Source organism: Streptomyces tagetis (assembly GCF_018069565.1).
In the GTDB taxonomy this organism is placed as follows: domain Bacteria; phylum Actinomycetota; class Actinomycetes; order Streptomycetales; family Streptomycetaceae; genus Streptomyces; species Streptomyces tagetis.
The window spans coordinates 757,583-783,593 of the sequence record NZ_JAGPNL010000002.1 but is presented as its reverse complement, the minus strand read 5'-3'; the positions used below and the strand labels follow the sequence as shown (position 1 = coordinate 783,593).

General features: G+C 73.7%; 22 protein-coding genes. 16 read left to right on the top strand and 6 right to left on the bottom strand.

The window, feature by feature from the left end:
• Window positions 1-217: 217 nt before the first annotated feature.
• The 7 genes from J5Y05_RS11545 to J5Y05_RS11515 all read left to right on the top strand — a co-directional run bounded on the left by J5Y05_RS11545 (window position 218) and on the right by J5Y05_RS11515 (window position 9,052).
• Complete coding sequence (locus J5Y05_RS11545) at window positions 218-2,047, top strand: hypothetical protein (RefSeq protein WP_210871186.1); 1,830 nt, start codon at window positions 218-220, stop codon at window positions 2,045-2,047.
• A 19-nt stretch (window positions 2,048-2,066) separates the two neighbouring features.
• Entirely contained in the window at window positions 2,067-3,032 is a 966-nt protein-coding gene (locus J5Y05_RS11540) for a hypothetical protein (RefSeq protein ID WP_210871184.1), read from the top strand.
• Between the two features lie 264 nt (window positions 3,033-3,296).
• The gene (locus J5Y05_RS11535; protein WP_210871182.1) at window positions 3,297-5,678 is read left to right on the top strand and encodes a nitric-oxide reductase large subunit; all 2,382 of its coding nucleotides are present in this window, start codon (window positions 3,297-3,299) and stop codon (window positions 5,676-5,678) included.
• Window positions 5,675-6,049 (top strand): hypothetical protein, encoded by a 375-nt coding sequence (locus J5Y05_RS11530; protein ID WP_210871180.1) that lies wholly within the window; start codon window positions 5,675-5,677, stop codon window positions 6,047-6,049. Before J5Y05_RS11535 ends, J5Y05_RS11530 begins: the two co-directional genes overlap by 4 nt.
• 71 nt (window positions 6,050-6,120) lie before the next feature.
• Window positions 6,121-6,948 (top strand): helix-turn-helix transcriptional regulator, encoded by an 828-nt coding sequence (locus J5Y05_RS32215; protein WP_210871178.1) that lies wholly within the window; start codon window positions 6,121-6,123, stop codon window positions 6,946-6,948.
• A gap of 215 nt (window positions 6,949-7,163) precedes the next feature.
• Window positions 7,164-7,784, top strand: coding sequence for an isochorismatase family protein (locus J5Y05_RS11520; RefSeq protein WP_247614588.1), 621 nt, complete (start codon window positions 7,164-7,166; stop codon window positions 7,782-7,784).
• A complete protein-coding gene (locus tag J5Y05_RS11515; protein WP_210871174.1) occupies window positions 7,781-9,052 on the top strand; it encodes an MFS transporter in 1,272 nt (423 codons plus the stop codon). The genes J5Y05_RS11520 and J5Y05_RS11515 overlap by 4 nt, the downstream gene beginning before the upstream one ends.
• Before the next feature lie 114 nt (window positions 9,053-9,166).
• Here J5Y05_RS11515 and J5Y05_RS11510 read toward each other — a convergent pair whose 3' ends face one another.
• On the bottom strand, window positions 9,167-10,111 hold the full coding sequence (locus J5Y05_RS11510) for a LysR family transcriptional regulator (RefSeq protein ID WP_210871172.1): 945 nt from the start codon (window positions 10,109-10,111) through the stop codon (window positions 9,167-9,169).
• Window positions 10,112-10,563: 452 nt separating this feature from the next.
• Between J5Y05_RS11510 and J5Y05_RS11505 the strand changes: the two genes are divergently transcribed.
• Together J5Y05_RS11505 and dhaL are read left to right on the top strand one after the other, a co-directional pair.
• Window positions 10,564-11,562: a dihydroxyacetone kinase subunit DhaK gene (locus J5Y05_RS11505; protein WP_210871170.1), complete on the top strand. Its 999-nt coding sequence runs from the start codon at window positions 10,564-10,566 to the stop codon at window positions 11,560-11,562.
• 52 nt (window positions 11,563-11,614) lie between these two features.
• On the top strand, window positions 11,615-12,283 hold the full coding sequence (dhaL, locus tag J5Y05_RS11500; protein ID WP_210871168.1) for a dihydroxyacetone kinase subunit DhaL: 669 nt from the start codon (window positions 11,615-11,617) through the stop codon (window positions 12,281-12,283).
• A gap of 21 nt (window positions 12,284-12,304) precedes the next feature.
• On the opposite strand, the gene J5Y05_RS11495 is transcribed toward dhaL, so the two are convergent.
• The gene (locus tag J5Y05_RS11495) at window positions 12,305-13,057 is read right to left on the bottom strand and encodes an HAD family hydrolase (protein ID WP_210871166.1); all 753 of its coding nucleotides are present in this window, start codon (window positions 13,055-13,057) and stop codon (window positions 12,305-12,307) included.
• Between the two features lie 537 nt (window positions 13,058-13,594).
• Between J5Y05_RS11495 and J5Y05_RS11490 the strand changes: the two genes are divergently transcribed.
• The 4 genes from J5Y05_RS11490 to J5Y05_RS11475 all read left to right on the top strand — a co-directional run bounded on the left by J5Y05_RS11490 (window position 13,595) and on the right by J5Y05_RS11475 (window position 17,282).
• Window positions 13,595-14,308, top strand: coding sequence for a ScbR family autoregulator-binding transcription factor (locus tag J5Y05_RS11490; protein ID WP_307853848.1), 714 nt, complete (start codon window positions 13,595-13,597; stop codon window positions 14,306-14,308).
• A gap of 382 nt (window positions 14,309-14,690) precedes the next feature.
• Window positions 14,691-15,026: an ArsR/SmtB family transcription factor gene (locus J5Y05_RS11485; protein ID WP_210871164.1), complete on the top strand. Its 336-nt coding sequence runs from the start codon at window positions 14,691-14,693 to the stop codon at window positions 15,024-15,026.
• 44 nt (window positions 15,027-15,070) lie between these two features.
• Window positions 15,071-16,795 carry a SulP family inorganic anion transporter gene (locus J5Y05_RS11480; protein ID WP_210871463.1) on the top strand — a complete coding sequence of 575 codons (1,725 nt, stop codon included), beginning with the start codon at window positions 15,071-15,073 and terminating at the stop codon, window positions 16,793-16,795.
• 70 nt (window positions 16,796-16,865) lie between these two features.
• The gene (locus J5Y05_RS11475; protein ID WP_210871162.1) at window positions 16,866-17,282 is read left to right on the top strand and encodes an ATP-binding protein; all 417 of its coding nucleotides are present in this window, start codon (window positions 16,866-16,868) and stop codon (window positions 17,280-17,282) included.
• A 116-nt stretch (window positions 17,283-17,398) separates the two neighbouring features.
• Here J5Y05_RS11475 and J5Y05_RS11470 read toward each other — a convergent pair whose 3' ends face one another.
• Window positions 17,399-18,709, bottom strand: coding sequence for a PP2C family protein-serine/threonine phosphatase (locus J5Y05_RS11470; protein ID WP_210871461.1), 1,311 nt, complete (start codon window positions 18,707-18,709; stop codon window positions 17,399-17,401).
• 495 nt (window positions 18,710-19,204) lie between these two features.
• Here J5Y05_RS11470 and J5Y05_RS11465 point away from each other — a divergent pair, with 495 nt between their 5' ends.
• Both J5Y05_RS11465 and J5Y05_RS11460 read left to right on the top strand, forming a co-directional pair.
• Window positions 19,205-19,552 (top strand): ArsR/SmtB family transcription factor, encoded by a 348-nt coding sequence (locus J5Y05_RS11465; RefSeq protein WP_210871160.1) that lies wholly within the window; start codon window positions 19,205-19,207, stop codon window positions 19,550-19,552.
• An 83-nt stretch (window positions 19,553-19,635) separates the two neighbouring features.
• Window positions 19,636-19,905, top strand: coding sequence for an antitoxin (locus J5Y05_RS11460; protein WP_210871159.1), 270 nt, complete (start codon window positions 19,636-19,638; stop codon window positions 19,903-19,905).
• A 121-nt stretch (window positions 19,906-20,026) separates the two neighbouring features.
• Here the strand turns inward: J5Y05_RS11460 and J5Y05_RS11455 are convergent, their stop codons facing one another.
• The 3 genes from J5Y05_RS11455 to J5Y05_RS11445 are packed head-to-tail and all read right to left on the bottom strand — an operon-like array spanning window position 20,027 to window position 23,174.
• The gene (locus J5Y05_RS11455) at window positions 20,027-20,260 is read right to left on the bottom strand and encodes a phosphopantetheine-binding protein (RefSeq protein WP_210871157.1); all 234 of its coding nucleotides are present in this window, start codon (window positions 20,258-20,260) and stop codon (window positions 20,027-20,029) included.
• A gap of 59 nt (window positions 20,261-20,319) precedes the next feature.
• Window positions 20,320-21,969, bottom strand: coding sequence for a (2,3-dihydroxybenzoyl)adenylate synthase (locus tag J5Y05_RS11450; protein ID WP_210871155.1), 1,650 nt, complete (start codon window positions 21,967-21,969; stop codon window positions 20,320-20,322).
• Window positions 21,966-23,174 carry an isochorismate synthase gene (locus J5Y05_RS11445; RefSeq protein ID WP_210871153.1) on the bottom strand — a complete coding sequence of 403 codons (1,209 nt, stop codon included), beginning with the start codon at window positions 23,172-23,174 and terminating at the stop codon, window positions 21,966-21,968. The genes J5Y05_RS11450 and J5Y05_RS11445 overlap by 4 nt, the downstream gene beginning before the upstream one ends.
• Window positions 23,175-23,674: 500 nt before the next feature.
• Here J5Y05_RS11445 and fhuB point away from each other — a divergent pair, with 500 nt between their 5' ends.
• Entirely contained in the window at window positions 23,675-26,005 is a 2,331-nt protein-coding gene (fhuB, locus tag J5Y05_RS11440) for a Fe(3+)-hydroxamate ABC transporter permease FhuB (protein WP_210871151.1), read from the top strand.
• Window positions 26,006-26,011 lie beyond the last annotated feature (6 nt).

The following is a 26,011-nucleotide window of genomic DNA, read 5'->3' as shown; positions in this document are numbered from 1 at the left end:
GAGCCGGGCCGGGCCGGGCCGGGCCGGACCGAACCAGGCCGGACCGAGCCAGGCCAGGCCGGACGGCCCCGGCTCGCCCGCCCCGGGCCCGTCGCCCCTGGCCGTCACCGGCTGGGGTCGCGTGGGCCCGGCCCCCGTGTTTCGCTGGAGGTGGACGTGACGTCCCCTCGCCGTGTTCCCTCGCCGCGCGCCCTGCCGACTCCGGCCAGGAGGAGCGATGCTCGACCTCATCAGCCACTTCGCCGTCCTCGACACGCTGCGCGTGAACCTCCGGGATCGGGTGGACTCCGGCGCCGTCACCGACACTCGCGTCGAGGACGCCCTCACGGCGGTCGAGGACCACTATCCCTATGCCGCCTTCGGCAGCGTCGTCGACCACCTGCTCGCCCACGACGGCACGTCCGACGCCGAGATCGGCCTGCTGCGGGCGGCGGCCACGGTGTACGCCGACGCGCACTCCTTCGTCACCGACTTCCGGGACGTCCGGCAGCGGTTCGAGGCCCTGGCCCAGCAGCCGGGCGTCTCCGCCGACACCTACAACGACCTGCGGCTTTCACTCGCGGGGCTGGTGGACCGGTGGGAGCCGCTCGTCTCCTCACTCCAGGAGTACGCCTGGAACCGGCTACAGCGTCCCCTGGACCACCTGGTCCGGCATCCGCGTGCCGACGACCGGCCGGTGGACGCGTGGCCCTGGCGGGACGTGGTCCTCTCCCGCCGTACCGGGGCGTTCGCCGCGTCGCTGATGCGGGGCGCCCGCAAGGCGGGGACGCCGGAGGCGACGGCGTTCGGGGTCGGCGCGCTCGCCGGGTACGCGGGCAACGCCATCGGCAGCCCCTATCTGGTGCGCGGCACCGGCGGGCCCCGCCGCTCGCACCCCTACCGGGACCGGATGGCCGCGTACGCGGTCGGCGCCTGGTTCCGCAACGGGCTGCCGGGCGTGCCGGTCGGCTTCCCGACGGTCCGGTACGTGCCGGTCTTCGGCCCGTACACGAGTCCCCGGCTGCCGGACTGGCTCTCCACCCTGCTCACCCAGTCGCTGGACGACGTCTACGGCGGCATCGGGCTCCCGCTCCCCGATCTCCAGGGCGCCTACGAACGGCTCGTGGAGCACTGGCGGCTGGTGAACGGCTTCCCGCCGCTGCCGCCCGCGGCGCCCGTCGCGGACCCGCTCGACCTGCGGATCGCCACCACGCTCACGCCGCAGGACATCTACCGCCCGCCTCCGCCCCCGGGCACCGGCGGTACGCCGGGCCCCGGGCCGGGCGGGGGCGGCGGGAGCATCTTCGACCCGGGGCCCGGAGCGCCGCCGTGGTACATGCCGGCGCACGAGAACGCCTGGGACTACGTCAAGGAAGCCTGCCTGGACATCCTGACGCTGCCGGTGTTCCTGATCCGGGTCGGCTTCTGGATCGGGCACGAGGCGTCCGACAGCGAGCCCACGCCGCAGCCGACGAGTCCGGCGCCGCCGGTGACGGGGGTCCGGCAGCGGCTCGAAGTCCCGTTGTCCCAGGCGCAGGTGGACGCGGTGACCGGCGGCAAGGACGTGCTGATCGCGGTGGACCTGCTGTCGCAGATGGACCAGTGCCTGCACCGGATGACGGCGGACTGCCTGCGGGTGATGAAGGTGACGGGGCTGCTGTACCCGGAGCCGGAGGAGCTGGCGGACCCGCTGTTCCGGCAGTTCCTGGTGGCGGCGCCCGACGGTGACCTGCGGTGGCCCGCCCGGCCCCAGAGCGACCCGGACCGGTACCTGCGGTGGCCGGACACCCTCGAAGAGCCCCTGAGGGACGCGTCGTCGTGCGTCAACGGGGCGAAGCCGGTCGCGGTCCTCCTCGACGGGTACGGGGGCGGCCCCACGGTGAACCGCGAGGGCGTGGACCTGCTCGTGGCGGAGTTGCTGGAGGACTCCTCCTCCCCGGTGCGGGTGACCAACCTCGACCTGGACGCCGACCGCGGCCTGGGCGAGGAGTGCTGGACACCCCGGGCCGGGACCTCGGTGACCGACGATCCGGTCGTGCCGGAGCGGCTCGGCTACGACGATCTGTGAGGGAAGGTGGCGTGGGGCCATGAGCGTTCAGGGCATGCGCCGGGGCGCGGCGGGCGACCGGCGGGCGGCGAGCTTCGCCCGGTTCTCCCCCGGGGACTCCGGCAAGCCGGACACGGCCGTCCCTCATCTGTACATCCCGTACCACGAGGACGACGACGGCGACCGGCCGCAGCCGGACCCCTTCCCGCCCGGGGTGCTGTCGTACTGGTGCGAGGGGATCGGCATCTTCCTGCCCGACGGCTCGCCCTACACGGGCGGGGAGATCCCGCGCCGGCCCGCCTCGACCGTGCTGGTCGACGTGGTGAACTCCGGGGACCGGGACGCGTCGGCGCAGGTCGGGCTCTACTGGTGCGATCCGGCCGCCGGTTTCGGCGCGGCGAACCTGCGCCGGGCGCCGGTGCTGGGGTCGGCGGTGACGGTCCCGGTCCAGGCGAAGTCGCGGGCGACGGCGCCGCCCGTACCGCTGCTGCCGGGGGACGTGGCACCCGGGCACATGTGCCTGCTGGCGGTCGTCAGCGACCTGTACGACGCGCCGTCCGGCTCCTGGAACCCGCTCGCCGACCGGCACTACGCCCAGCACAACCTGTCGGTGGTGCCCGTCACGCCGGACGGTACGGGGGCGGTGACCTTTCAGGCGGTGAACCCCTTCCCGGACCTCGCGGCGCTCGTCGAGGTGTCCGTGCGCCCCGCCTCCCGGGAGGAGGCGACCACGCTCACCGGGCGGTTGCACGCGCGGGCGCGTGAAGTCGACGCGGACGCGCTGCGGTTGCTGGCCGCGGGTGAGGACCGCGAGCCGTCGCCGGCGCTGCGTTTCACGCTGGACGGCGGCGAGTCCCGCTCCTGCCAGGCGCTGCTCTGGGCGGAGTCCCTGGCGCCGGACGAGTTCACGGCGGTGCAGGTCGAGACCCGGGCCCGGCCCCTGGACGGCGCGCGGACGCCGCCGAGGCTGGGCTCGTTCGGCGCGGTGTTCTTCTCCCGCCGGTAACGGCCGGCGCACGCCGGAGCATCCCGGCGGGCCCCGCGGAGGGCACGCGGGAGCCGGTCGCCGCGCCCGGGTGCGAGCCTGACCTATTTTCACAACCCCCCGTCGTAAAAACCAATCTGCTTCGGTACTACGCTGCCCGCAGGACAGGGCGTCCACCCCTCACGGGCGCCCGCTCTTGAGAAGGGCATGCTCATGGGAAGAGCAGCGGCGGGGCGAGGGTCCCTGCCGAAGTCCGGGGAAGCGCCCCCGAGTCGGCGCCCGCGGATGATCGCCCGCGGATGGGTCCAGGCGGCGGTGCTGGTCACGCTCGGCGGATTCTTCGTCCTCGGCTTCCTCGCGTTCCGCACCTACGAGGCGCAGCCACCGATACCGGACCGCACGGTCAGCGCCTCCGGAGACCTCGTCTTCACCGGCGACGACGTCCGCGACGGCCAGAAGGTGTTCCTGCGCACGGGCCTGATGCAGTACGGCTCGATCTACGGCCACGGCGCCTACCTGGGACCGGACTTCACCGCCGACTACCTCCACCGCAGCGCCACGCTGGTGCGCGAGGCCCACACCGGCGACGGCTCGGCGGACCCCGGTGAGCGGACCGTCGAGGAGTACCGCGCCAACCGCTACGACGAGGCCACCGGCACCCTGGTGTTCAGCGACGCGCAGGCGGCGGCGTTCACCGAACTGACCGGCCACTACGCCGACTTGCTCGGCAGCCCGGACGGCAAGCAGGGCCTGCGGCCCCACGCGGTCACCAACCCGGGCGAAGTCCACGACGTCACGGCCTACTTCGCGTGGACCGCGTGGACGGCGGCGGCCGAACGCCCCGGCCACGACTACTCGTACACCAACAACTGGCCGTCGGAACCGCTCGTCGCCAACGAGCCGACCGGGCACACCGTGACCTGGAGCGTCCTGTCGCTGGTCTTCCTGCTGGTGGGGGCGGGCGCGCTGTTCACCGCGTTCGGGCGGTGGAACTTCCTCGGCTGGCACCACCGCGACCAGCGCGAACTGCGCTTCCACTCGCCCGACCGGGTGCGGCTCACCCCGGCCCAGCGCACCACGGCCTGGTTCTTCCTGGTGATGGCCGGGCTCTTCCTCGTGCAGGTGCTGCTGGGGTCGGCCGCCCAGCACTACCGGGCCGACCTCGCCTCCTTCTTCGGGCTGCCCCTGGACCGCTGGCTGCCGTACAACCTGGCCCGCACCTGGCACACCCAGTTGTCGATCTTCTGGGTGGTCACCTCCTTCCTGGCCATCGGCATCTTCATCGCGCCGCTCATCGCGCGCGGCTGGGAGCCGCGCGGGCAGGGCCTGTTGACCAAGGTGCTGCTCGGCGCGCTGGTCGTCGTGGTGACCGGCAGCCTGCTCGGCGAACTGGCCGGGCAGCGCGGCTGGCTCGGCGAGCTGTGGAGCCTGCTCGGCAACCAGGGCTGGGAGTACCTGGACCTCGGGCGCGTCTGGCAGGTCCTGCTCACCCTGGGCATGGCGGTCTGGGTGGTGATCCTCTTCCGCGGGCTGCGCCGCAGGCTCCAGCAGGAGAGCGTCGCCAACATGCCCTGGCTGTTCTTCCTGGCCGCGCTCGCCCTGCCGTTGTTCTACGCCGTCGGTCTCCTGGCCGGCCCCGACACCCAGTTCACGGCGGCCGACTTCTGGCGCTTCATCGTCGTCCACCTGTGGGTCGAGGACTTCATGGAGCTGTTCACCACGGCGACCGTGGCGTACCTCTTCGTGCTGCTGGGGGTGGTCCGGGAACGGGTCGCGCTCGCCGTCATCTTTCTCGACATCGTGCTGTACGGGGCGGGCGGCGTGATCGGCACCATGCACCACCTGTACTTCTCGGGCGAGCCCGCGGAGCATCTGGCACTCGGGGCGACGTTCTCCGCGCTGGAAGTGGTGCCGCTGCTCTTCCTCACCGTGGAGGCGTGGGGCTTCCTTCAGATCGGGGCCCGGCGGCACAGCCCGTCCAGCACGCCGTTCCCGCACCGGTGGGCGGTGATGTTCCTCGCCGCGGTCGGCTTCTGGAACTTCCTGGGCGCCGGGGTCTTCGGCTTCCTCGTCAACCTGCCGATCGTCTCCTACTACGAGATGGGCACCGGCCTGACCGCCAACCACGCGCACGCCGCCATGATGGGCGTGTACGGCATGCTCGCCGTCGGGTTCGCGGTGTTCGCGCTGCGCTACCTCATCCCGGAGGACCGGTGGTCCGACCGCTGGCCCCGGATCGCGTTCTGGTCGCTCAACCTGGGCCTGGCCTGGATGTCGTTCGCCACCCTGCTCCCCGGCGGCGCCCTCCAGCTCTACAAGGTCGTCGAGAGCGGCTACGCGGACGCGCGCAGCCTCGGCTACCTCCAGGGCGGCACCAACGTCTTCCTGGAGTGGCTGCGCCTGCCCGGGGACGTGGTGTTCATCGCGGGCGGTGTGCTGCCGCTGCTCTGGATGACCTGGCTCGGCGTGCGGCACCGCGCGGGCCGGACCAGGAGCCCGGAGGACGCCGAACTGAGCCTGCTCTTCACGGAGGTGGGCCCCGAACCGGCCCGCGCCGGCGACCACGACGGCGACGGCGTCCGCGACGACGACCGCGACGGTGACGAGGCCGGCGACGTCGCGCGCCGCGACCCCGAGCCGCCCGCCACCGAGGCGGTGGCCCCGTGAGCGGGGAGGCGCTGCTCGCCGCGGGCTACGTGGTGCTGCTCCTGCTGGTGGCGGCCGGCCTCTCCCTCTACGACCGGCAGAGCACCGGCGCCTGGGAGTCCCGCGTCTTCGCCGGCTACCACCGGGCGACCGAGCAGGCGCCGGAGTCCCCCGGGCCGGACACCTGGCCGCACTCGGAGGTGCACCGCTTCCACGGGGCGGTGTCGGTGTCGGTCTGCGTGATCGCGCTGGTGCTGGCCTCCGCGGAGGCGGTACGCCACCACGCCCCCGCCGAGATCGCGCTGCTCGCGGCGGTCTGCCTCCCGCACGGCGGCTACCTCGCGGTGCTGGTCCGCCGGCTGCGGCGGGCGAGGGTGTCGCCGCCCCGGTGAGCGGGGCGCACGGGGGCGGGGGCAGGGACGGTGTTCCCCGCCGTCCCTGCCCCCGAAGGTACGATCCGGGCATGGCCGCCCGACGACAGCTCACCGATCCCCCCGCGGGCAGCGCGCCGCGCCGGGGACGGCGGGCCACCGTCCTGGAGGTGCTGCGCCGGGCGGACGGCCCGATGGGCGCGGCCGAGGTCGGCGAACGGGTCGGCGTCCACCTCAACACCGCCCGGTTCCACCTGGACGCGCTGGTCGGCGACGGGCTGGCGGTGCGCGACACCGCGCCGCGCGACGAGCCGGGCCGGCCCAAGGTGGTCTACGCGGCGGCCGTGACCGGCGCGGCGGACGCATCGCGCAGCTTCCGGCTCCTCTCCGACATCCTTCTGGGCATCGTCTCCTCCTCGGTGGACGATCCGGTGGCCGCCGCCACCCGGGCCGGCCAGGTGTGGGGCTCCTACCTGGCCGAGGCACCCCCTCCCTCCGTACGGCTCAGCGCGGAGGAGGGGGAACGCCGGCTGGTGGCGACGCTGGAGGACATGGGCTTCACCGCCGAGCCGGACGGGCCGATCGAGGCGACGCACCCCGGCCCGCCCACCGACCCCGCCGACCCCGCCGAGGCCACCGAGCCCGCCGAGGCCACCGAGCCCGCCGAGGCCACCGACCATGCCGAGCCCGCCGAGCCGGTGTCCGGCGCCGCGACGGGCGAGGTCCGCCGGCTGCGGCTCCACGGCTGTCCGTTCCGCGAAGCCGCACAGCAGCGGCCGGACATCGTCTGCGCGATCCACCTCGGCCTGCTCCGGGGCACCCTGGAGACGCTCCGAGCCCCGCTGGCCGCCGAGGAGTTGGAGCCCTTCGTGACCCCGCACCGCTGTGTGGCCACGCTGCGGCGCACCGGCACCGCCTGACCGCCCCGGCCTCCCCCTTTCCCCTCCCCCGGCACCACCACCGCCGCTTCGCGAGGGCGCTCGGGCCAGGCGGTACCCGGGCCCCAGGACGGTATAAAGAATTCCTATGCCTGGGGGAACGCGCCTCGCGGTTAGGCTCAGGGCTCACTCAACCGGGGCCGAGATCTGGGCCTTCCGCATTTCGCAGCGCAAGAGGAGTCCACCCGTTGAACGCGATGTGGCGCGTGAATCCGAAGAATACGGCACTGCTCGTGATCGACATGCAGAACGACTTCGTTCTGGAGGGGTATCCGATGGAGGTGCCGATGGCACGCCGGCGGATACCGCAGATGCAGGAGGTCATCGCCGAGTGCCGGGCCGCCGGAATTCCGGTCGTCTACAGCCGGCACGTCCTTCTCGACACGTTCGACGTGTCGCCGCTGGAATCCACCTACAACCCGGCGCTGCTCACCGCGGGAATGCGCAGCGGTACGTCCGGGGTGGAGATCGTCGACGAACTCGCGCCGGAGCCCGAGGACGTCGTCATCCCCAAGCACCGCTACGACTTCTTCCACAACACGCCGCTCGAAACCGTGCTGAACAGCATCTCGGGCCTGCGGCAGGTGGACACGGTCGTCATCATCGGCACCCTCACCGAGGTCTGCTGCGATTCGACGGCGCGCGGCGCCTACATGCGCGATTTCAAGGTGGCATTCGTCGCGGACGCCACCGGTGCGCGCAGTGAGGCCGCGCAGAAGGCCACGGAGGAGAACATCGGCACGTTCTTCGGCCGTGTTCTCCAGACCCGAGAGCTGGTCGCGGAAATCCGCGAGAGCACGGAAGGAAGAGCGGCATGACGACAAAAGAGTACGACGTTCGCTATGAGCGTTCCGCGGTACTGCTGCTGTCCCTCGGTTTCGGTCTCGTAGGTCTGGACCGCTGGATCATCAGTCCGCTCTTCCCTTCGATGATGAAGGAACTCGGTCTGAACTATCAGGACCTGGGGAACATCATCGGTGTTCTCGGTCTGGCCTGGGGCGCTTCCTCCCTTCTCATGGGCGGTCTCTCCGACCGGCTGGGGCGGCGCAAGATCCTGGTCGCCTCGATCGTGTTCTTCTCGGTCTGTTCGCTGCTGACCGGACTGGTGGGCGGGCTCTTCAGCCTGCTGATGGTGCGCGTCATCATGGGCGTCACCGAGGGCGCGTTCACCCCGACGGCGGTGGCGGCCACGGCCGAGGCGTCGCGGCCGCAGCGGCGCGGACTGAACATGGGCATGCAGCAGAGCACCTTCGCCCTGTTCGGCGTGGGTCTGGGTCCCATCATCGCCACCCAGCTCCTGCGCATCCTGCCGAGCTGGCACTGGGTCTTCGGCATCATGCTGCTGCCCGGACTGGTGCTGGCCTGGTTCGTCTTCCGGACCATCCGTGAGCCGCACCAGCTCCCCGCCTTCGAGTCCGCGGTCGTCTCCACCTCGGCCGGGGAGAAGCCCCGCTGGCTGGACGTCTTCCGCTACCGCAACATCCGGCTGGCCATCCTGGCCCTGTGCGGCGCGATGACCTGCATCTTCGTGCTGAGCGCGATGGTGCCGAGCTACCTCGTCGACCACCAGGGCATCGGGACCACCCAAATGGGCGTCATCGCCTCCGGTATCGGTTTCGGCGCCTTCGCCGGACAACTGGTGATCCCCGGACTCTCCGACCGGTTCGGCCGCAAGCCCGTGGTCGTCGCCGCGCTGCTGATGGCGATGGCGATGCTGATCGGCTTCATCTTCCAGGGACCGGTGGTGCCGCTGCTGTTCCTGCTGCTGTTCTTCATCGCCTTCGGCGCCAACGGCTGCCTGGCCCTGCTCGCCGGCACCATCACCGTGGAGTCCGTCCCCGCCGGGCTGATGGGCGCCGCCGCCGGCACCGTCATGGGCGTCGCGGAGATCTTCGGCGGCGGTGTGGCCCCGTCCGTCGCCGGTTACCTGGCGCAGAACCACGGCATCCAGACCGTGCTCTACCTGGCGCTGGGCGGGCTGGTGCTCTGCGTGGTCGCCGCGTCCTTCCTCAAGGAGACGGCGCCGAAGAAGGCCGGGCTCCCCGACCTGGCCGACCCCGCCGCCAAGGCGCCCGCCGGCGCCTGACCGGCCCGGACCTCCGCCCGGACCTCCCTCCCCGTACCGCCGTCTCCGTCCCCCTGCCCCCCTTCCCCCGGGGGCCTGGCGCCCGGACCGGACGCCCCGCGCGCGAGCGCGGGGTCATCCGGCTCCGGGCGCTTCGGCGTCCAGGGACCGGGCGATCGACCGGGCGAACTCCTCGGTCACGCCGTGGTCCCGTCCCGCGTCGCTGATGCCAACGGTGACGTTGATCTCCGGCAGGAGTCCGGGCAGCGGCGTCGCGGGCAGGTCGGTGCCGCAGCGCTCCCGGTCGGCGAGGACCACCCCGGCCGGCACGACCGAGATGCACTCGCCCAGCCGGATGAGGGCGTGCATCGTGCGGTAGTCGTCCACCACGTGGAAACGGGAGATCTCGTAGGTCTCGATCAGCGTCGTGGTAATGCGGGCGTGGTGGGTGAGCACCGGGTTGTCGAAGAGGACGAACCGGTAGCGGGAGAGCAGTTCCGTCAGGGCCGGGGCGCTGTGCTCCTCCAGGACGGTGCCGGGCGGGTGGACCAGCGCCATGTCCTCGGTGCCGATGACCTCGGTGTGGAACGGGTGGGCGGGCTCCGTGGAGTAGAAGAGCCCGGCGTCGAGCTGGTTGAGTTCCAGCAGGTCGATGAGGGTGGTGGCGGGGCGGCTGGTGACCCGGAACTCGTCGGCGCCGTAGGAACCGAGGGCGCTGCTCACCACGGCCCGCACGGAGCGTTCCGAGAGCCAGTTGTCCACGCCGAACATGACCTTGTGCGGGTGTCCGGCGACCTCGTCGAAGCTGCGGGGCCGGGCCGGGTCCTTGGTGCCGAGGACGGCGGAGGCGTTCGACAGGTCGCGGATGAGCGTGGCGGCGTAGGGCAGGAAGTAGGACCCCTGGGGGGTGAGCACCACCCCGGTCCAGCCGCGTTCGAACAGGGCGAAGCCGAGGCTCTCCTCCAGTCGGCGCAGCCGCTGGCTCATCGTCGGCTGGGTGACGTAGAGGCCGGCGGCGGCCTTGGAGATGCTCCGGTGCTTGGCCACCGCGAGGAAGGAGTGAAGGGCCTCAAGGTCCACGAATGCCCCGCTTCGGTCACGTTCGACTTGGTTGAGAGGGACCCTACTGCCTCGCGGAGCCCTTGTGACCTGCTGTAGGTCACGGTTTCGCGTGCTGCTCGGGCCGTGCGGGACGGGTGGCGGGGCGGGTGGCGCTTTCCGCGCGGCGGACGGCGTGCGGGAGCGCGATGAGCGCGTTCCGCGCGGCGCGCTCCTCCTGCCGCGCTCGGGCAGACGGGCGAGGGGAGGGGCGGCTCCCCCTCTCACCCGTACGACTGTTCGACGAATGGGGGAGCGGAGGGGAGCGCGCACGCCCCGGGGTGGCTCCGTTGTGCGCACGGCGCACCACCTTCCGTGGCCGCCCGTGACTTGCCGCCTCCCGGGTGTGGCCGCAGCATGGACTTCATTCCGGCGGGAGACGGCCGGCAGCGACCGACTTGCCCGCTCGCGGCCCTCGACGACGGAGGACCCGAATGGCCCGGTACTTCGAGAACAGCAGTGACGCACTCGTGTCCGACGCCCTTGAGGGCTTCGCCCTGGTCCATGACGACCTGATCACGTTCGATCCGCAGCACGGCTTCCTCCTCGCCCGCCACACGGCCCCCTCACGGCGGGTCGCCCTGGTCTCCGGCGGCGGCGCCGGGCACGAGCCCATGCACGCCGGCTACGTGGGGCGCGGCATGCTCGACGCCGCCTGTCCCGGCCGGGTGTTCGCCTCGCCGCACAACCGCCAGGTCTACGAGGGTTCCCGGGCCGCGGCCCGGCCCGAGGGCGTGCTGCACATCGTGAAGAACTACACCGGCGACCGCATCAACTTCGGCATAGCCGCCGAACGCCTGGCCCGCTGCGACATCCCCTGTGCCCGTGTCCTGATCAGCGACGACCTGGCCTCGGACGCGGACGGCATCGCGTCCGGCCGGCGGGGCACGGGCGGCACCGTCCTGATCGAGAAACTCCTCGGCGCCGCCGCCGACGACGGGCTGGGCCTGGCCGAGCTGCAAGAACTCGGCGAACGCCTCTCCGCCCGCTGCCGCACCCTGGCCGTGGCCTCCGCCGCCCACACCGCGCCCACCCTGGGCGAACCCGCCTTCCACCTGGGCGCCGACGAGATCGAGTACGGCGTCGGCATCCACGGCGAACGCGCCAGCGCCACCGCCCGGCAGGGCCCCCTCGACGCGCTGATCGACCGCATGTCGGAGGAGCTGATCGCCGCGCTCGACCCGGAGCCGGGGAGCACCCTGCTGACCCTCGTCAACGGACTCGGCGCCGTCACCCCGCTGGAGCTGTACGCCATCCACCGCGAGTTCTCCCGGGTGCTCGGCCGGCACGGCCTCTCCCCCGCCCGCACACTCGTCGGCGACTACGTGACCGCTCTGGACATGCGCGGTTTCTCCCTCACCCTGCTCGTCGCCGACCCCTCGGACCTCCCCTTCTACGACGCGCCCGTGCACACCGCCGCGCTGCGCTGGTGAGCCGCCCGCGACCGCGCGGCGGACCCGGCCACCGACCTCCGGGAGTCCCCTCATGACCAGCACGCTTCCCGCCGTCTTCTCCAGCGAACTGTGGATACGCCGCTTCGCCGACTCCGCCCGTGCCACCGAGGCCCAGCTCACCTCCCTCGACCAGCGGGTCGGCGACGGCGACTTCGGCACCAACCTGGCCCTCGGCACCTCGGCGGCCCTCGCCCGCCTCGACGCCCTCACCCGACCGGACGACGCCGCCGCCCTGGACGCCGCCGCGGCGGCCTTCCTCGACGAGGTCGGCGGCACCAGCGGCCCCCTGTTCGGGCTGCTCCTCCAGTCGCTGGCCACCACGGTGACGCCCTCCGGCGCGACCGCGGCGTCCCTCGCGGAGGGCGTCACCGACGGACTCGCCGCCATACGGCGCGTCGGCGACGCCGCCCCGGGCGACAAGACCCTGGTGGACGCCCTCACCCCGGCCGCCGAAGCGCTCCGCTCGGCCTCCGGTTCCTCCCGGCCCGACCAGGCCCTCGCCGACGCGGCCCGCGCTGCGTGGCAGGGGGTGCGCGAGACCGCCCGGCTGCGGGCGAGCATGGGCCGTTCCAGCTACCTCGGGGAACGCGCCGAGGGCATCCCGGACCCCGGCGCGGTCGGTGTCGCGCTGCTCTTCGCCTCCGCCGCCGACGTGGTGCGGGACCTCGGCCCCCACCTCGACGGCGACCGGCCCGGCTAGCGGACCCGGAGGCCCGCGACGCTACGGCGCCGGAGGCGGCACCCGGTCCCGGGCCCATGTCAGGATCTGCTCGGAGTGGAGCGCGCTCACCCACAGGTCGGCCTGCCGGGCGTCCGCCTCGTCGGTCAGCGGGCCGACCCCGAGCACCCGCAGCCCCGCCCGCCGCGCCGATTCGACGCCGGTGAGGGAGTCCTCGACGGCGAGGGCGGCCTCGGGGGGCACGCCGCAGAGCCGGGCCGCCGTCGCGTAGACGTCCGGCCACGGCTTGGGCCGTACGACCTGCGCGTCGGCCCCGGTCACGGGCCGGGCGGCGGTGCCGTCCGGGTCGCCGGGGACCTCGGAGGGGACGACGACGTGCCGGAAGTGGCGGCGCAGTCCGGCCCGGCCGAGGCTCTCCTCGACCACCTCCAGGGGGCAGTTGCTCGCCACGGCGAGCGGCAGCCGGCCGGAGAGGGTCCGGACGAACTCGACCGCTCCCGGCATGGTCAGCGGCTCCTCGGCGACGAGCGCGAGGAAGTGGTGCAGCAGCGCCTTGGTCAGGTCGGGCGCCAGATCGGGCTTGTGCGTCTCCTCGGCCATCATCCGCCCGCAGTCGGCGTAGTGGACGCCCTTGGCCCGGTCCGCGAAACCCTGCGGGGGCTGGAGGCCGAATTCACGGAATGCCCGGTTGCGCGCGTCCTGCCAGTGGCGCTCGCTGTCCATCAGGGTGCCGTCGCAGTCGAAGACGACGGCCTCGGGTGACCAGTCGAGAAGGGGGTGTGCCGTTGTGGACACGGTGGCCTCCTGGGGGAACGGGCGGTCGCGCCCATGGCGGGACCGCGGTTCGGGGTGTTGCGGCTTCTCGTGCCGGACACGCCAGGACCGTCACCGTCCTCGCCGGCGCCCGCTCGGCAGAACCGCCTACATTTCGGGCTTTAAGCCGCAAATGGAAAACATTGCAATGGCTACGTTATTTCTGCTGCGCAGCGTGAGGCAATCACTACTTAGAGTGCTCGACCGTGGGCGGAATGGGGTGTATGGGGAAGGCCGGCGGCCACCGGGTCGGCCGTTGCTGATGAGGCGTCATCTCGGTCTTCGGAGCGGTAAGTTGAGGCATATTCGCCGGGCACACCACAGGTGCCCCGGCGTGACGTGAATCCGACGGACGGCAGGCAAGAAGGGCGCCGGAAGGGGCCAATGGCCACCCGCACGCGTTCATCATCGAAAGAAATGCGTAATTACCGCGCGGGCGGGGGTACTTATCGCTCCCGGCGTACGCGGGCGCACTACATTTCCGTCGTCACATCAGAGCCGAGCGAAGGTGGACGGACGGTGCAGGCACGGGCCAGAGCAACCCGCAGATCACTCCTGGAAGCGGCGGCCTGCCTCTTCGCCGAACAGGGGTACGCGGGCACCAGCGTCAACGACATAAGCGCCAGGTCCGGCCGGACCAGCGGCTCCGTCTACTTCCACTACGCCAGCAAGGAGGGGATCGCGCTCGCCGTGGTCCAGGACGGCTTCGCCACCTGGCCCGGCCTCACCGCCCGGTACACGGACCACGCCGTCCCGCCGCTGGAACGGCTCGTCGCCCTCAGCTACGAGATCGCCCAGGCCCTCGCCGAGGACCCCCTCACCCGGGCGGGGGCCCGCCTGTGGGCCGAGCGCGACAGCATCAACGCCCCGCTTCCCGACCCGTTCGTCCTGTGGACCGCCGCCGTCACCCGCCTCCTCGCCCAGGCGCGGGCCACCGGCCAACTGGCCGGCCATGTCCGGCCCGCGCCCGCCGCGCGCACGCTGGTCCGCGCCTTCTTCGGCTTCTGCACCCTCACCGAGTCCCTGGAGGGGCCGCACCGCCTGGCCGACCGGCTCTCCGACTGGTGGCACCTGACCCTGCCGGCGCTCCAGAGCGACCCGCGCGCGGCCCAGCGGGCGCCGGCCGGCGCCCCGTACCCGGTGGTCCGTACCCGCCCCGCCGACGCGGCCGGCCCCCGCAACCGCCGCCCGCCGGGACCGAGGAACGTCGGCCACCAGCGCACCGGTATCTAGCCGCAGCCCGCGTCCGGCGGGTCGGCGGCCGTCCTCCTCGAAGTACAGCTCGGCATATGCGTGAACGGTGGGCCAGGGCTTCACCGAGCGGGAACATATGACCAGAGGTTCACTCCGGCGGGAGGGCGACAGCACCGCCCCGCAGGAGTACGTTTCACCGCACCCCGACTCACACGCCCCCCGTGAAGGAGTCGGTGGTACACCGGCCCTCGCCTCCCCCCACCATCCCTGGGAGGCGAGGGTCGTCCCGTTTCCCGGTCCGTCGCCGTCCGCCGGCGAAGCTGTGACCTAGGCAATTGCGAAAGTTTGCAATTTATTAGATGCTGTCTTTCCGAGGCTCGCACGTCGATGCGGGCCACGCTCTCCGGGAAGTCGAGGTGTCGTGTCGGTTCCGCTGTACCAGGCCAAGGCCGAGTTCTTCCGGATGCTGGGGCATCCCCTGCGCATCCGCGTGCTGGAGTTGTTGCAGGCCGGGCCGATGCCGGTGCGCGACCTCCTCGCCGCGACCGGGGTGGAGCCGTCCGCGCTCTCCCAGCAACTGGCCGTGCTGCGCCGCTCCGGCATCGTCACCTCGCGCCGTGACGGCGCGACCGTCGTGTACGCCCTGGCCGGAGGGGACGTCGCCGAACTGCTCGGCGCCGCGCGCCGCATCCTGACCGAGGTTCTCACCGGGCAGCACGCGCTGCTCGCCGAGCTCCAGGGGGAGGCCACGGCGTGACCAAGGCGCTCCTCGGTCCGCTCGTGTCCCGGCTGGCGGCCCTCATGCCGGGCCGTACCGATCTGGCGCAGATGCGCCGGGACCCGTGGCGGGATCTGCTGGCCGGGCTCACCGTGGCCGTCGTCGCCCTGCCGCTCGCCCTCGGTTTCGGCGTCTCCTCCGGACTCGGCGCGGAAGCCGGGCTGGCCACCGCCGTCGTCGCCGGCGCGCTCGCCGCGGTGTTCGGCGGCTCCAACCTCCAGGTGTCCGGGCCGACCGGCGCGATGACGGTCGTCCTGGTGCCGATCGTGGCCCAGCACGGGACCTCCGGGGTGCTGACGGTCGGCCTCATGGCCGGTGTCCTGCTCCTCATACCCGCCCTGCTGCGCGCCGGTGCGTACATGCGTTACGTGCCCGCGCCGGTGGTGGAGGGCTTCACGCTCGGCATCGCCTGCGTGATCGGTCTCCAGCAGATCCCCAACGCCCTCGGTGTGGACACCCCGGAGGGCGACCGGGTGCTGGTGGTGGCCTGGCGCGCGGCGGCCGACTTCGCCCGGCACCCGAACTGGACGGCCGTCGCGTTCGCCGTCGGCGTCGCCGCGATCATGCTGATCGGGGCCCGGCTGCGGCCCACGGTGCCCTTCTCGATCGTCGCGGTCATCGTGGCCACCGTCGTGGCGCAGGTCGCCGGCCTGGACGGGGCCCGGCCGATCGGCGAGCTGCCGTCCGGGCTGCCGGCGCCGTCGCTGTCCTTCGTGGACGTGGGCGCGCTCGGTTCGCTGCTGGCCCCGGCGGTGGCGGTGGCGGCGCTCGCCGCGCTGGAGTCGCTGCTGTCGGCGTCCGTCGCCGACGGCATGACCGTCGGGCAGAAGCACGACCCCGACCGGGAGCTGTTCGGGCAGGGACTGGCGAACATCGCCGCCCCGCTCTTCGGCGGCGTGCCCGCCACCGGCGCCATCGCCCGCACCGCCGTCAACGTCCGTACCGGCGCGCGGTCCCGGCTCGCCGCGCTCGTGCACGCCGCGGTCCTCGCGGTGATCGTCTTCACGGCGGCGCCGCTGGTCTCGCGGATTCCCCTGGCCGCGCTCGCGGGCGTGCTGCTGGCGACCGCGATCCGCATGATCGAGGTCGGCTCGCTGCGGGCGATGGCGCGGGCCACCCGCGCGGACGCGCTGATCCTCGTCCTCACGGCCGTGGCCACCCTCGCGCTCGACCTGGTCTACGCGGTGATCATCGGTCTGCTGGTGGCGGGCGCCCTGGCCCTGCGCGCGGTCGCCCGGCAGGCCCGGCTGGACCAGGTGCCGCTGGACCGCGGCGACCACGGCGACGAGGAGCACGCGCTGCTCGCCGAGCACATCGTGGCCTACCGCATCGACGGCCCGCTGTTCTTCGCGGCGGCCCACCGCTTCCTGCTGGAACTGGCCGAGGTCGCCGACGTCCAGGTCGTCATCCTGCGCATGTCCCGGGTGATGACCATCGACGCCACCGGCGCGCTGGTGCTGAAGGACGCGGTGGAGAAGCTGAACCGGCGCGGCATCACCGTCCTCGCCTCCGGGGTCCGCCCCGAGCAGCGGCAGGTGCTCGACTCGGTCGGCGCGCTGGAGCTGATGCGCCCGCTGGGCCGGGAGTACGCGACCACGCCGGAGGCGATCCGGGACGCGCGGGCGCACCTGGAGCGCGCGGGCGTGCTGCCCGCGCCGGCCGCCGCGCACGGGCCGCCGGTCTTCGGCAGGCAGGCGGTGGACGCGGTCCGGGTCGCGGAGGAGCCGGCCGACGGGGGCCTGCGGTGAGCGCGGCGTCCCCGTCGGTGGCCGGCCGGCGGCCGGGTGCCGCCCCGGGTGGTGTGCGTCCGGGGGCGCGATGACCGCGCTGCTCGACCTCGGCCTGACCCACCGGCACTACCTCACGCTGCCCACCCGGCCGGGGGCGGTGCGGCTGGCCCGGGAGACGGCGGAACTGGCGCTCGCCGAGTGGGGCGTCGACGCGCACCACCCGGCGGTGGGACCGGCCCTGCTGATCCTCGGCGAGCTGGTCGCCAACAGCGTCCGGCACGCCGCCCCGCTCTCCCCCCAGGTCACGGTCGGCTACGGGGCCGGGCCCGGCCGGCTGGCCTTCACGGTGCACGACCTCCACCCCGGGCTCCCGCCGCTGCGCGAGGCGGTCTCGGGCGGTCTGGCGACGGTGCGGGAACTCGTCCTCGGCCTCGGCGGCACGGCGGTCGTACGGGCCGACGCCGACGGCCGGGGCAAGAGCGTCGGCGTCTCGCTCCCGCTGTGACCGCGCGGACGCGCCCGGCAACGGCCACCGGGCGGCCACTGGGCGGCCACCGGCGGTCTCGGGGCGGTGACCCGACGACCGGGCCCAGGCGGGCACGGCCGGTCAGGCACGACCGGTCACGTGCGGCCGTACCCCGTCAGTGGCGGGGTGCGCAGGGCGATGACCGCCATGTCGTCGCGGCCGTCGCTGGGGCCGTTCTCGGCGAGCGCCCGGCACAGCTCCTGCGGCGAGCGGCCCGCGTACCGCGCGGCGGTGGCGGCCAGTTCGGCGAGCCCCTGGTCCAGGGACTGGCCGGGGACCTCCACCAGCCCGTCGGTGTAGAGGACGACGGTGCTGTCCACGGGGACCGCCTCGCGCTGGTCGGGGCGGGGCAGCCCGGCCGCGACGCCGAGCGGTGTGCCGGGCTCGGTGTCGAGGAAACGTACCCGCCCATCGGGCAGCACCAGGAGCGGCGGCGGATGCCCGGCGCTGGACCAGCGCAGGTGCCAGGCGCCTTCGGCCGGTTCCAGCCGGGCGAGCAGCGCGGTGGCGATGGGCGCCTCGTCCCAGGCGTGCATGAGCCGGTCGAGGCGGGCGAGCGAGGAGCTGGGCGGCGTGCCCCAGTCGTAGTAGAGGGCGCGCAGCATGTTGCGGATCTGGGCCATGTCAGCGGCGGCCTGGAGGTCGTGTCCGACGACGTCGCCGATCACGGCCGCGCAGGCCCCGCCGGGCAGCAGCATGGCGTCGTACCAGTCGCCGCCCAGGGCCGCGGGGAAGCTAGCCGGGCGGTAGACGGCCCCGGCGGCGAAGGGGGTGAGGTCGGGCAGGCGGGGCAGCAGGGCCCGCTGGAACTGCTCGGCGCTCTTGCGGACCCGCTGGTAGAGGCGGGCGTTGTCGATGGCGATCGCGGCGGTGCCGGCGAGGGCGCGGATCACGCCCTCGTCGTGCCGGTCGAAGGGGCGTCCGTCGCGCCGCTCCGAGAGGTAGAGGTTGCCGTAGATCCGGCCGCGGACGGTGATGGCGATGCCGAGCAGGGTGTGCATGGGAGGGTGGCCGGGCGGGAAGCCGGCGGACTCCGGGTGGCGGGCGATGTCGTCGACGCGCAGCGGTTCGGGGTGGCGGATCAGGTGCCCCAGCAGGCCCCGGCCCCGGGGGAGTTCCACGCCGCCGAGGTCGCCCAGTTCGGCGGCGGTGAGGCCGAGCGGGACGAACTCGGCGAGGTAGCGGCCCTCCTCGTCGAGGACGCCGAGGGCGCCGTAGCGGGCGCCGACCAGGTCCATGGCGGTGCGCACGATGCGGCGCAGCACCGTGGCCAGCTCCAGGTCGCCGGTGATGTCGACGACCGCCTTGAGGAGTTCCTGGAGGGTGTTCTGGGCGCGGGCCAGGGCGTGCATCTGCTCGCCGATGCGGTCCAGGTCGGAGCTGCGCGGCAGGTCGAGCATGGACATGTCGGGGGTGTCGTCCGCGTCCGCCCCGAGGGGGCCGTCGTCCGGGTCCGGCGGCTGCCGTCCGTCCCGCTCCGTCACCTCTGCCTCGCTTCCGCCGTCCGTTCCCGGGTGCCCCGCCGGGCGCCGCCCTCACGGGCGCCGCGTGCGGGTCTCTCCGCCATCTGAACCGGGGCTCCGCCCCGTCGCCCGCCGACTGGCCGCGTGGACACCGCGGACACCCGAACGGCCCCGCGGCTGCCCGCTCCCTCCGGGCCGCCGGTTCCGCCTGGGCCGGATGCCGGGCGGGGGCCCGGGGCGGGCCGTACCGGGCCGGCTCCGCCCGTGGGCCGGAGTTGCTAATCTCGGCAATCGCGCAGGTCGCGGCAGAGGGGCGCGGGGCCCGGCCGGAGCGGCGGGGCACGGGGACGGTCACGAGGTGCTGAGGAGCAGTGGGATGCAGGGAGCCGGGAACCGCCGGACGGGGGCCCGCCGGGGCGCCGGGAGGGCGGCAGGGCGATGAGCACGCCGCTGTACAAGCTGAAGGCCGAGTTCTTCAAGACGCTCGGCCATCCGGCGCGCATCCGGGTCCTGGAGCTGCTGAGCGAGCGGGAGTACGCGGTGGCCGAGATGCTGCCGGAGGTGGGCATCGAGCCGGCGCACCTGTCGCAGCAGCTCGCGGTGTTGCGGCGGGCCAACCTGGTGGTGTCCCGCAAGGCGGGCTCGACCGTGTACTACTCGCTGACCAGTGCGCACATCGCCGAACTGCTCGCGGTGGCCCGCACCATCCTGTCCGGGGTGCTCGCCGGGCAGGCCGAGCTGCTGGCGGACCTGCGCACGGACACCGGGGCGAAACCGCCGTCCTGACGACTCCGGGGCATACCGGGCACCGGCGCACCGTAAAATCGTGCTTTCACCAGGCAGTTGAGTGAAGGAGACACGACGCCGGCATGTTCGACGCGCTGAAGAACCTCAAGGACAAGGACGCCCTGAAGAACCTCAAGGAGAAGGCCGAGCAGGTCGCCGGCACGCACGGCGACAAGATCTCGGACGGTCTGGAGAAGGTCGGCGAGTTCGTCGACGGCAAGACCCGCGGCAAGCACAGCGACAAGATCGACACCGCGGTCGACAAGGCACAGGACTTGGTCGGGAAGCTGGGCGACAAGGACGACAAGGACGCCGAGGACGCCAAGGGCACCAAGGACGAGAAGAAGTCCTGACCGGCCGCTCCCCCGCCGCGCCGCTCCCGCTCCCGGGTCCGGGAGGTCCCGGGAGCGGTGCGGCGGGCAGGAGCGGTGCGGCGGGCGGGGCGCCCGGTCCGCGCCCGCCGGGGCGGGTGGGTCAGGGGGCGGGGATGCCGAGGGCCGTCGCCCAGGCGGTGACGGACGGGTTCTCGGCGAGGTCGGCGACGGCGATGTCGGCGCCGTGCGCCTCGCGCCAGCGGCCGGCGAGGGCCATCAGACGGACGGAGTCGAGTCCGTAGTCGAGGAGGTTCTCGTCGTCGGGGAGGTCGTCGACGGGCTCGCCGAGGACATCGGCGATGTCGTTGCGCAGGCGGTCCAGGGTGAGGGCCACGGTGGTTCGGTTCCCTTCGGTGGCGGGGTCGGGACGCTGACGGGGCGTCCGGGTACGGGTCAGGCGCGGGCGGGGTCGCCGTCCGTGCGGGCGGTGGCCCGCAGGTCCTTCTTGGAGATCTTGCCGACGCCCGTCTGCGGGAACTCGGTCACGAACTCGACGCGGTCGGGCACCTTGTACGCGGCCAGCCCCCGGTCGCGGACGAAGCGTTTGATCGCCACCGGCCGGGGCTGTTCGGCGCCGGAGCGCAGGATGACGTAGGCGCAGGTGCGTTCGCCGAGGTAGGGGTCGGGTTCGCCGACGACGTTGGCGTCGTGGACGGCCGGGTGGGCCAGGAGGTGGTTCTCGACCTCCTCGGCGGCGATCTTCTCCCCGCCCCGGTTGATCTGGTCCTTGGCCCGGCCCTCGACGACGAGGTGCCCGGTCTCGGTACGGCGCACGATGTCGCCGGTGCGGTAGAAGCCGTCCTCGGTGAAGGCCCGCCGGTTGTGCTCGGGGGCGTTCCAGTAGCCGCGGATCGTGTACGGACCGCGGGTCAGCAGGTGCCCCGGCTCTCCGTCGGGCACGTCCTCGTCGGCGTCGTCGACGACCCGGATCTCGTCGTCCGGGGAGATCGGGCGGCCCTGCGTGGTGACGATGGTCTCCTCGGGGTCGTCGAGCCGCGTGTAGTTGACCAGCCCCTCCGCCATGCCGAAGACCTGCTGGAGGGCGCAGCCGAGCGCGGGGCGGACCCGGCGGGCGGCCTGCTCGCTGAACTTGGCGCCGCCGACCAGCAGAATGTCGAGGCTGTCCAGGTCGTACGGGGTGCCCGCGGCGGCGGCCTCGGTCCACACCAGGGCGAGCGGGGGCACCAGGCCGGTCAGGGTGACGCCCTCCCGTTCGATCAGCGGGAAGGCCACGTCGGGGCTGGGCTGCGGGCACATCACGACCCGGGCGCCCGCGTAGAGCGCGCCGAGGGTGCCGGGCGAGGAGAGCGGGAAGTTGTGCGCGGCGGGCAGCACGCACAGGTAGACGCTGTCCTCGTCGACGGCGCAGATCTCGTTGGAGCCGCGCAGCGAGTAGAGGTAGTCGTCGTGGGTGCGCGGGATGAGTTTGGGGACGCCGGTGGAGCCGCCGGAGAGCTGGAGGAAGGCGAGGTCGCCCGGTTCGGGGCCGTCGTCCGGCTCGGTGAGCGCGGGGTGTTCGGCGGCGACGTCCGACAGGGCCTCGAAGGCGCCGGCGTCGGGTCCGGCGACGAACACGTGCCGCAGGGTGGGGACGTCGGCGCGGACGGTGGCGGCGAGGGTGCGGTAGTCGTGGCCGCCGTGCTCCCCGGCGATCACGTAGGCGGCTGCCTCGGTGAACTCGCAGAAGTAGCGGATCTCGGTCTCCCGGTGCGCGGGCAGCGCGAACACGGGCAGGGCGCCGATCCGGAAGAGGGCGAAGACGACCTCGAAGAACTCGGCGATGTTGGGCAGTTGGACGACGACGCGGTCGCCCTTGGCGATGCCGCGGGACCGCAGTCCGGCGGCGAGCCGGTCGGCGCGGGCGTCGAGTTCGCCGTAGCTCCAGCGGTGGCCGCCGGCCGGGTCGACGACGGCGGTCCGGTCGGGGTGTGCCTCGGCTCGGTCGCGCAGCATGGAGCCGAAGGTCTCGCCGCGCCAGTGGCCGGCGGCGCGGTAGCGGTCGGCGAACTCGTCGGGCCAGGTGGGGGTGGGGTGCGTGGTCACAGCCGGGCCCCCACCGCGCCGAGGAAGGTGCGGAACTTGGCCGCGGTCTCGGCGGTCTCCGCGTCGGGGTCGGAGGCGGCCACCACACCGGCGCCCGCGTACAGGCGCAGCGAGGAGTCCTCGGCCTCGGCGCAGCGGATGGTGACGACCCATTCGCCGTCGCCGTCGGCGTCGCCCCAGCCGACGACGCCGGTGAAGAAGCCGCGGTCGAAGGGCTCGCTCTCGCGGATGACGCGGCGGGCGGTGTCGGTGGGGGTGCCGCAGACGGCGGGGGTGGGGTGCAGGGCCTCGGCCAGTTCGAGGGAGGAGGTGTCCGTGGAGCGGAGGGTGCCGGTGACGGTGGTGGACAGGTGCCACATGGCGGCGGTGCGGACCAGGGTGGGGTGGGCGGGGACGGTCAGGCCGGTGCAGTAGCGGCCGAGGGCCTCCTCCACCCAGTTGACGACGACCTTGTGTTCGTGGAGGTCCTTCGCGGACTCCAGGAGGGCGGCGGCCCGGCGGACGTCCTCGGCGAGGTCGTCGCTGCGGGCCACGGAGCCGGCCAGCGGGTTGGCGAGGACGCGGGCGCCGGTCCGGGTGACGAGCAGTTCGGGGCTGGCGCCGAGGAGGGTCCGGCCGGGGGCGGTGGGCAGGGCGAAGGTGTAGCCGGAGGGGTCGCGGCGGGCCAGGCGCTGGAGCATCGCCGGGACGTCGAACGGTCCCGAGCCGTCGACGCGCAGGGTGCGGGCGAGGACGACCTTGCTGAACTCGCCCTTCCACATGCGGTCGACGACGGAGGCGACGGAGGCCGCGTACTCCTCGGGTGCCGGTTCCTGGTGGATGGTCAGGCCGCTGGTGGCGGGCGGGTCGGCGGGGAGGGCTATCAGCGGGTCGGCGGTGAGCGGTGGTGCGGTGTGCAGGGTGGCGGGGACGGCGAGCGCGGCGGGGACCCGGACGTCGAAGGGGATGGCGCCGATGACGACGGGTGCGGGGTGTCCGGCGGCGCGGGCCGCGGCGAGGGTGTCGGCCACGCGGCGGGCGGGCGGGCGCTCGTCGTGCGGCACCTCGCTGTGCACGCCCTCGCCGAGCAGGGTGCGGGTCGGGGTGCCGAGGAAACGGGCGCCCGGGACATAGGAGTTGAGCAGGCCGGTGGCGACGCCCACGGCGGGGTGGCCGGTCTCGGCGAGGGTGGGGGCGGGTGCGGCGACCTGGGGTGCCGTCGACACGGTGGCTCCGTTTCTCGCACGTCCGGCGCCGGGGCGCGGGCGTGCGGTGCGGGTGTGCGGGGTGAGGGTGGTGCGCGGGGTACGCGCGGTGGCGACGGTCAGCGCGGGTTCGCGCCGCCGTCGGCGGAGGGTGCCGGTGGAGCGGCGGGCGGGGAACACGCGGGGCGTCCGGCCGGGCCGGGGCGCACGGCGCCCGCGGTGGCGTGCGCGGCACGAACGGCGCCCGCGGTACGTACGGCATGAGCAGCACGTACGGCACGAACGGCGTGCGCGGTGGCCGCGGCCCGCGCCGGGTCGTCGGCGCGGTCGGTGTGTTCCGCGCCGCCGGCGCGTCGGGGCGCGGGCGGGGACGCGGAAGCGCCGGGTAAGGCGTCGGACATGACGGACCCCCACTTCATAAGGTAAGCCTAACCTTATTAACCCATGGGCGACAGCCGCTCCCGGCCCTGACGGAGAGGCACGCCCGACCGCCACTTATATGGTTAGGCTAACCTCACTTCATGCAGACGCGGGATTCCGAGGTCCATCGCTCACCGGCCCAAGAGGGCGGACATACAGGGACGTTGACGGTCACGGCCGACGCGTCCGCTCCCGTCCCCGCCCCGGCCGGCACCGAGCGAAGCTCCTCCGCCGACCCCTCGCGCCACCGCACCCGGCTGATCGTCGCCGGCTGCGCGGCGGCGGTCGTCCTGCTCGGCGCGCTCTCGCTCTGCGTCGGCGCGGGCGAGGTGGGGCCCGGCGGCGCGCTGGACTATGTGCTGAATCGTCACGGCGCCCGCGCCGACAGCCGCTTGTCCCTGGTCATCGGGGATCTCCGGCTCCCCCGCACGCTCACCGCGCTGCTGGTCGGCGCCGCCCTCGGCATCGCCGGCTGCCTGCTCCAGGCGGTCACCCGCAACCCGCTGGCCGAGACCGGCCTGCTGGGCGTCAACGCGGGTGCCTCGCTGGGCGTCGTGGCGGGCATCGCACTGCTGGGACTGGATTCCGGTTACGCCTATCTCGGATGCGCGTTCGTCGGTGCGGTGGTGGTCAGCGGGCTCGTGCTGCTCATCGCCGGACGGGGCCGCGGCGGCTCCCCCATGCGGCTCGTGCTGGCCGGCTCCGCGCTGGGCGCCACCTTCGGCGGGATCACCAGCGTCATCGTGGTCAACTCGGCGGAGACCTACGACCGGTTCCGCTTCTGGGTACTGGGTTCGCTGGCGGGCGTGGAGGGTTACGGCGAGCTGGGCCCGCTGCTGCCCGTGCTCGCCGTCGGCTTCGCCATCGCCCTGCTGCTGACCCGGCCGCTGTCGGCGCTCGCGCTCGGCGACGACCTCGCGCGCGGCCTCGGCCACCGTCCGTCCCTGATCCGTACGACGGTGGCGGCCGGGGTGACGCTGCTCACCGCGGCGGCGGTCGCGCTGGCCGGGCCCATCTCCTTCCTCGGGCTGCTCGCCGGTTTCCTCGCCCGGACGCTGGCGGCCACCCGTCCGGCCGCGCGCACCGTGCTCGCGGGGCTGATCGGCGCCGGGGTACTGACGGTGGCGGACATCGCGGCCCGGGTGGTCTCACGGCCCTTCGAGGCGCCGGTGTCGGTGATCGTGGCCCTGATCGGCGCCCCGGTCCTCATCGGCATCGTCCGCTCCCGCCAACTGGCCGCGATGGGCATGACCGAACCGGCCGCCGACGGTGCCCCGTCCGGCGCCGGGCGCGGACTGCCCGCCCTGGTGACCGGCCTGTGGCGGCGGATGCGCCCGGCCCGCCCGGAGAGCGGGTCCGCCGAGACGGCGGCCACGGAGCCGGCGGACGGGGCGCTCGCCGCGGGCACGGCCGTGGTGCGGCGCGGCCGGCTCTCCCTGCTGGTGCACCGGCGCCCCGCCTCCGCCGCCCTGCTGCTCGCCGCCCTCGGCGTGGTGGCCGTGGTCCTGTCGGCCTACGCGGGCCAGAGCGACATGGGCGTGTCCCGGACCTTCCGGGCCGTGTTCGGGCAGGGCGACCGCTTCGACGTCCTGCTGGTGCAGAAGTTCCGGCTGGGCCGGATCGTGGCCGGGCTCGCGGCCGGCGCCGCCCTCGGACTGGCCGGCTGCCTCACCCAGACGCTGGCCCGCAACCGGCTCGCCACCCCCGAACTCCTCGGCGTCAACGACGGGGCCACCGCCGCCGTCCTGCTGTCGGTGACGCTCAGTTCCACCGGCACCTTCGGCGCCTGGTGGGCCGGGCCGCTCGGCGCGCTCGCCGCCGTCCTCGTCGTCACCACCGTCTCCGGCGGCCTCGGGCAGCGCGGCTACCGCGTGCTCGTCGTCGGCCTCGCCATGTCGGCGCTCGCCTCGGCCGTCACCCAGGTCGTCCTCTCCCGCCGCTCCCTCAACTCCGCGGCCTCCCTGTACGTGTGGACCTCCGGCAGCCTCAACGGACGCGGCTACTCCGTCGCCGTACCGGTGCTGATCGGGCTCGTGGTGCTGGTGCCGGCGGCGCTGGCGGTGGCCCGGCACCTGTCCGTGCTGCGCTTCGACGACTCCACCGCCGCCTCCGTCGGCGTCACCCCCGGCCGGGTGCGGATGCTGTGCATGCTGCTGGCCGTCGCCCTCGCCGGACTCGCGGTCGGCGTCTGCGGCCCCGTCTCCTTCGTCGCCCTGGCCTCCCCGGTGATCGCCGCGCGGCTCGCCGGGCCGCTCCGCGTGCCGCTGGCCGGGTCGATGCTCACCGGCGCGGTGCTGGTGGTGGCCGCCGACACCCTCGGGCGGATCGCGTTCTCCGGTTCCGAACTGCCGGTCGGCGTGGTGACCACCGTGCTCGGCGGCCCCTTCCTGCTGTGGGTGCTGCTGGGCCGGTCGGCCGCCACCCGCGTCTGACCCGGG

Excerpts from the sequence above, each read along its gene's own strand:
- J5Y05_RS11545 (WP_210871186.1), top strand. The coding sequence starts at position 218 with ATGCTCGACCTCATCAGCCACTTCGCCGTCCTCGACACGCTGCGCGTG.
- J5Y05_RS11540 (WP_210871184.1), top strand. The coding sequence starts at position 2,067 with ATGAGCGTTCAGGGCATGCGCCGGGGCGCGGCGGGCGACCGGCGGGCG.
- J5Y05_RS11535 (WP_210871182.1), top strand. The coding sequence starts at position 3,297 with ATGATCGCCCGCGGATGGGTCCAGGCGGCGGTGCTGGTCACGCTCGGC.
- J5Y05_RS32215 (WP_210871178.1), top strand. The coding sequence starts at position 6,121 with ATGGCCGCCCGACGACAGCTCACCGATCCCCCCGCGGGCAGCGCGCCG.
- J5Y05_RS11520 (WP_247614588.1), top strand. The coding sequence starts at position 7,164 with ATGTGGCGCGTGAATCCGAAGAATACGGCACTGCTCGTGATCGACATG.
- J5Y05_RS11515 (WP_210871174.1), top strand. The coding sequence starts at position 7,781 with ATGACGACAAAAGAGTACGACGTTCGCTATGAGCGTTCCGCGGTACTG.
- J5Y05_RS11505 (WP_210871170.1), top strand. The coding sequence starts at position 10,564 with ATGGCCCGGTACTTCGAGAACAGCAGTGACGCACTCGTGTCCGACGCC.
- dhaL (WP_210871168.1), top strand. The coding sequence starts at position 11,615 with ATGACCAGCACGCTTCCCGCCGTCTTCTCCAGCGAACTGTGGATACGC.
- J5Y05_RS11480 (WP_210871463.1), top strand. The coding sequence starts at position 15,071 with ATGCCGGGCCGTACCGATCTGGCGCAGATGCGCCGGGACCCGTGGCGG.
- J5Y05_RS11475 (WP_210871162.1), top strand. The coding sequence starts at position 16,866 with ATGACCGCGCTGCTCGACCTCGGCCTGACCCACCGGCACTACCTCACG.
- J5Y05_RS11470 (WP_210871461.1), bottom strand. The coding sequence starts at position 18,709 with ATGTCCATGCTCGACCTGCCGCGCAGCTCCGACCTGGACCGCATCGGC.
- J5Y05_RS11465 (WP_210871160.1), top strand. The coding sequence starts at position 19,205 with ATGAGCACGCCGCTGTACAAGCTGAAGGCCGAGTTCTTCAAGACGCTC.
- J5Y05_RS11460 (WP_210871159.1), top strand. The coding sequence starts at position 19,636 with ATGTTCGACGCGCTGAAGAACCTCAAGGACAAGGACGCCCTGAAGAAC.
- fhuB (WP_210871151.1), top strand. The coding sequence starts at position 23,675 with ATGCAGACGCGGGATTCCGAGGTCCATCGCTCACCGGCCCAAGAGGGC.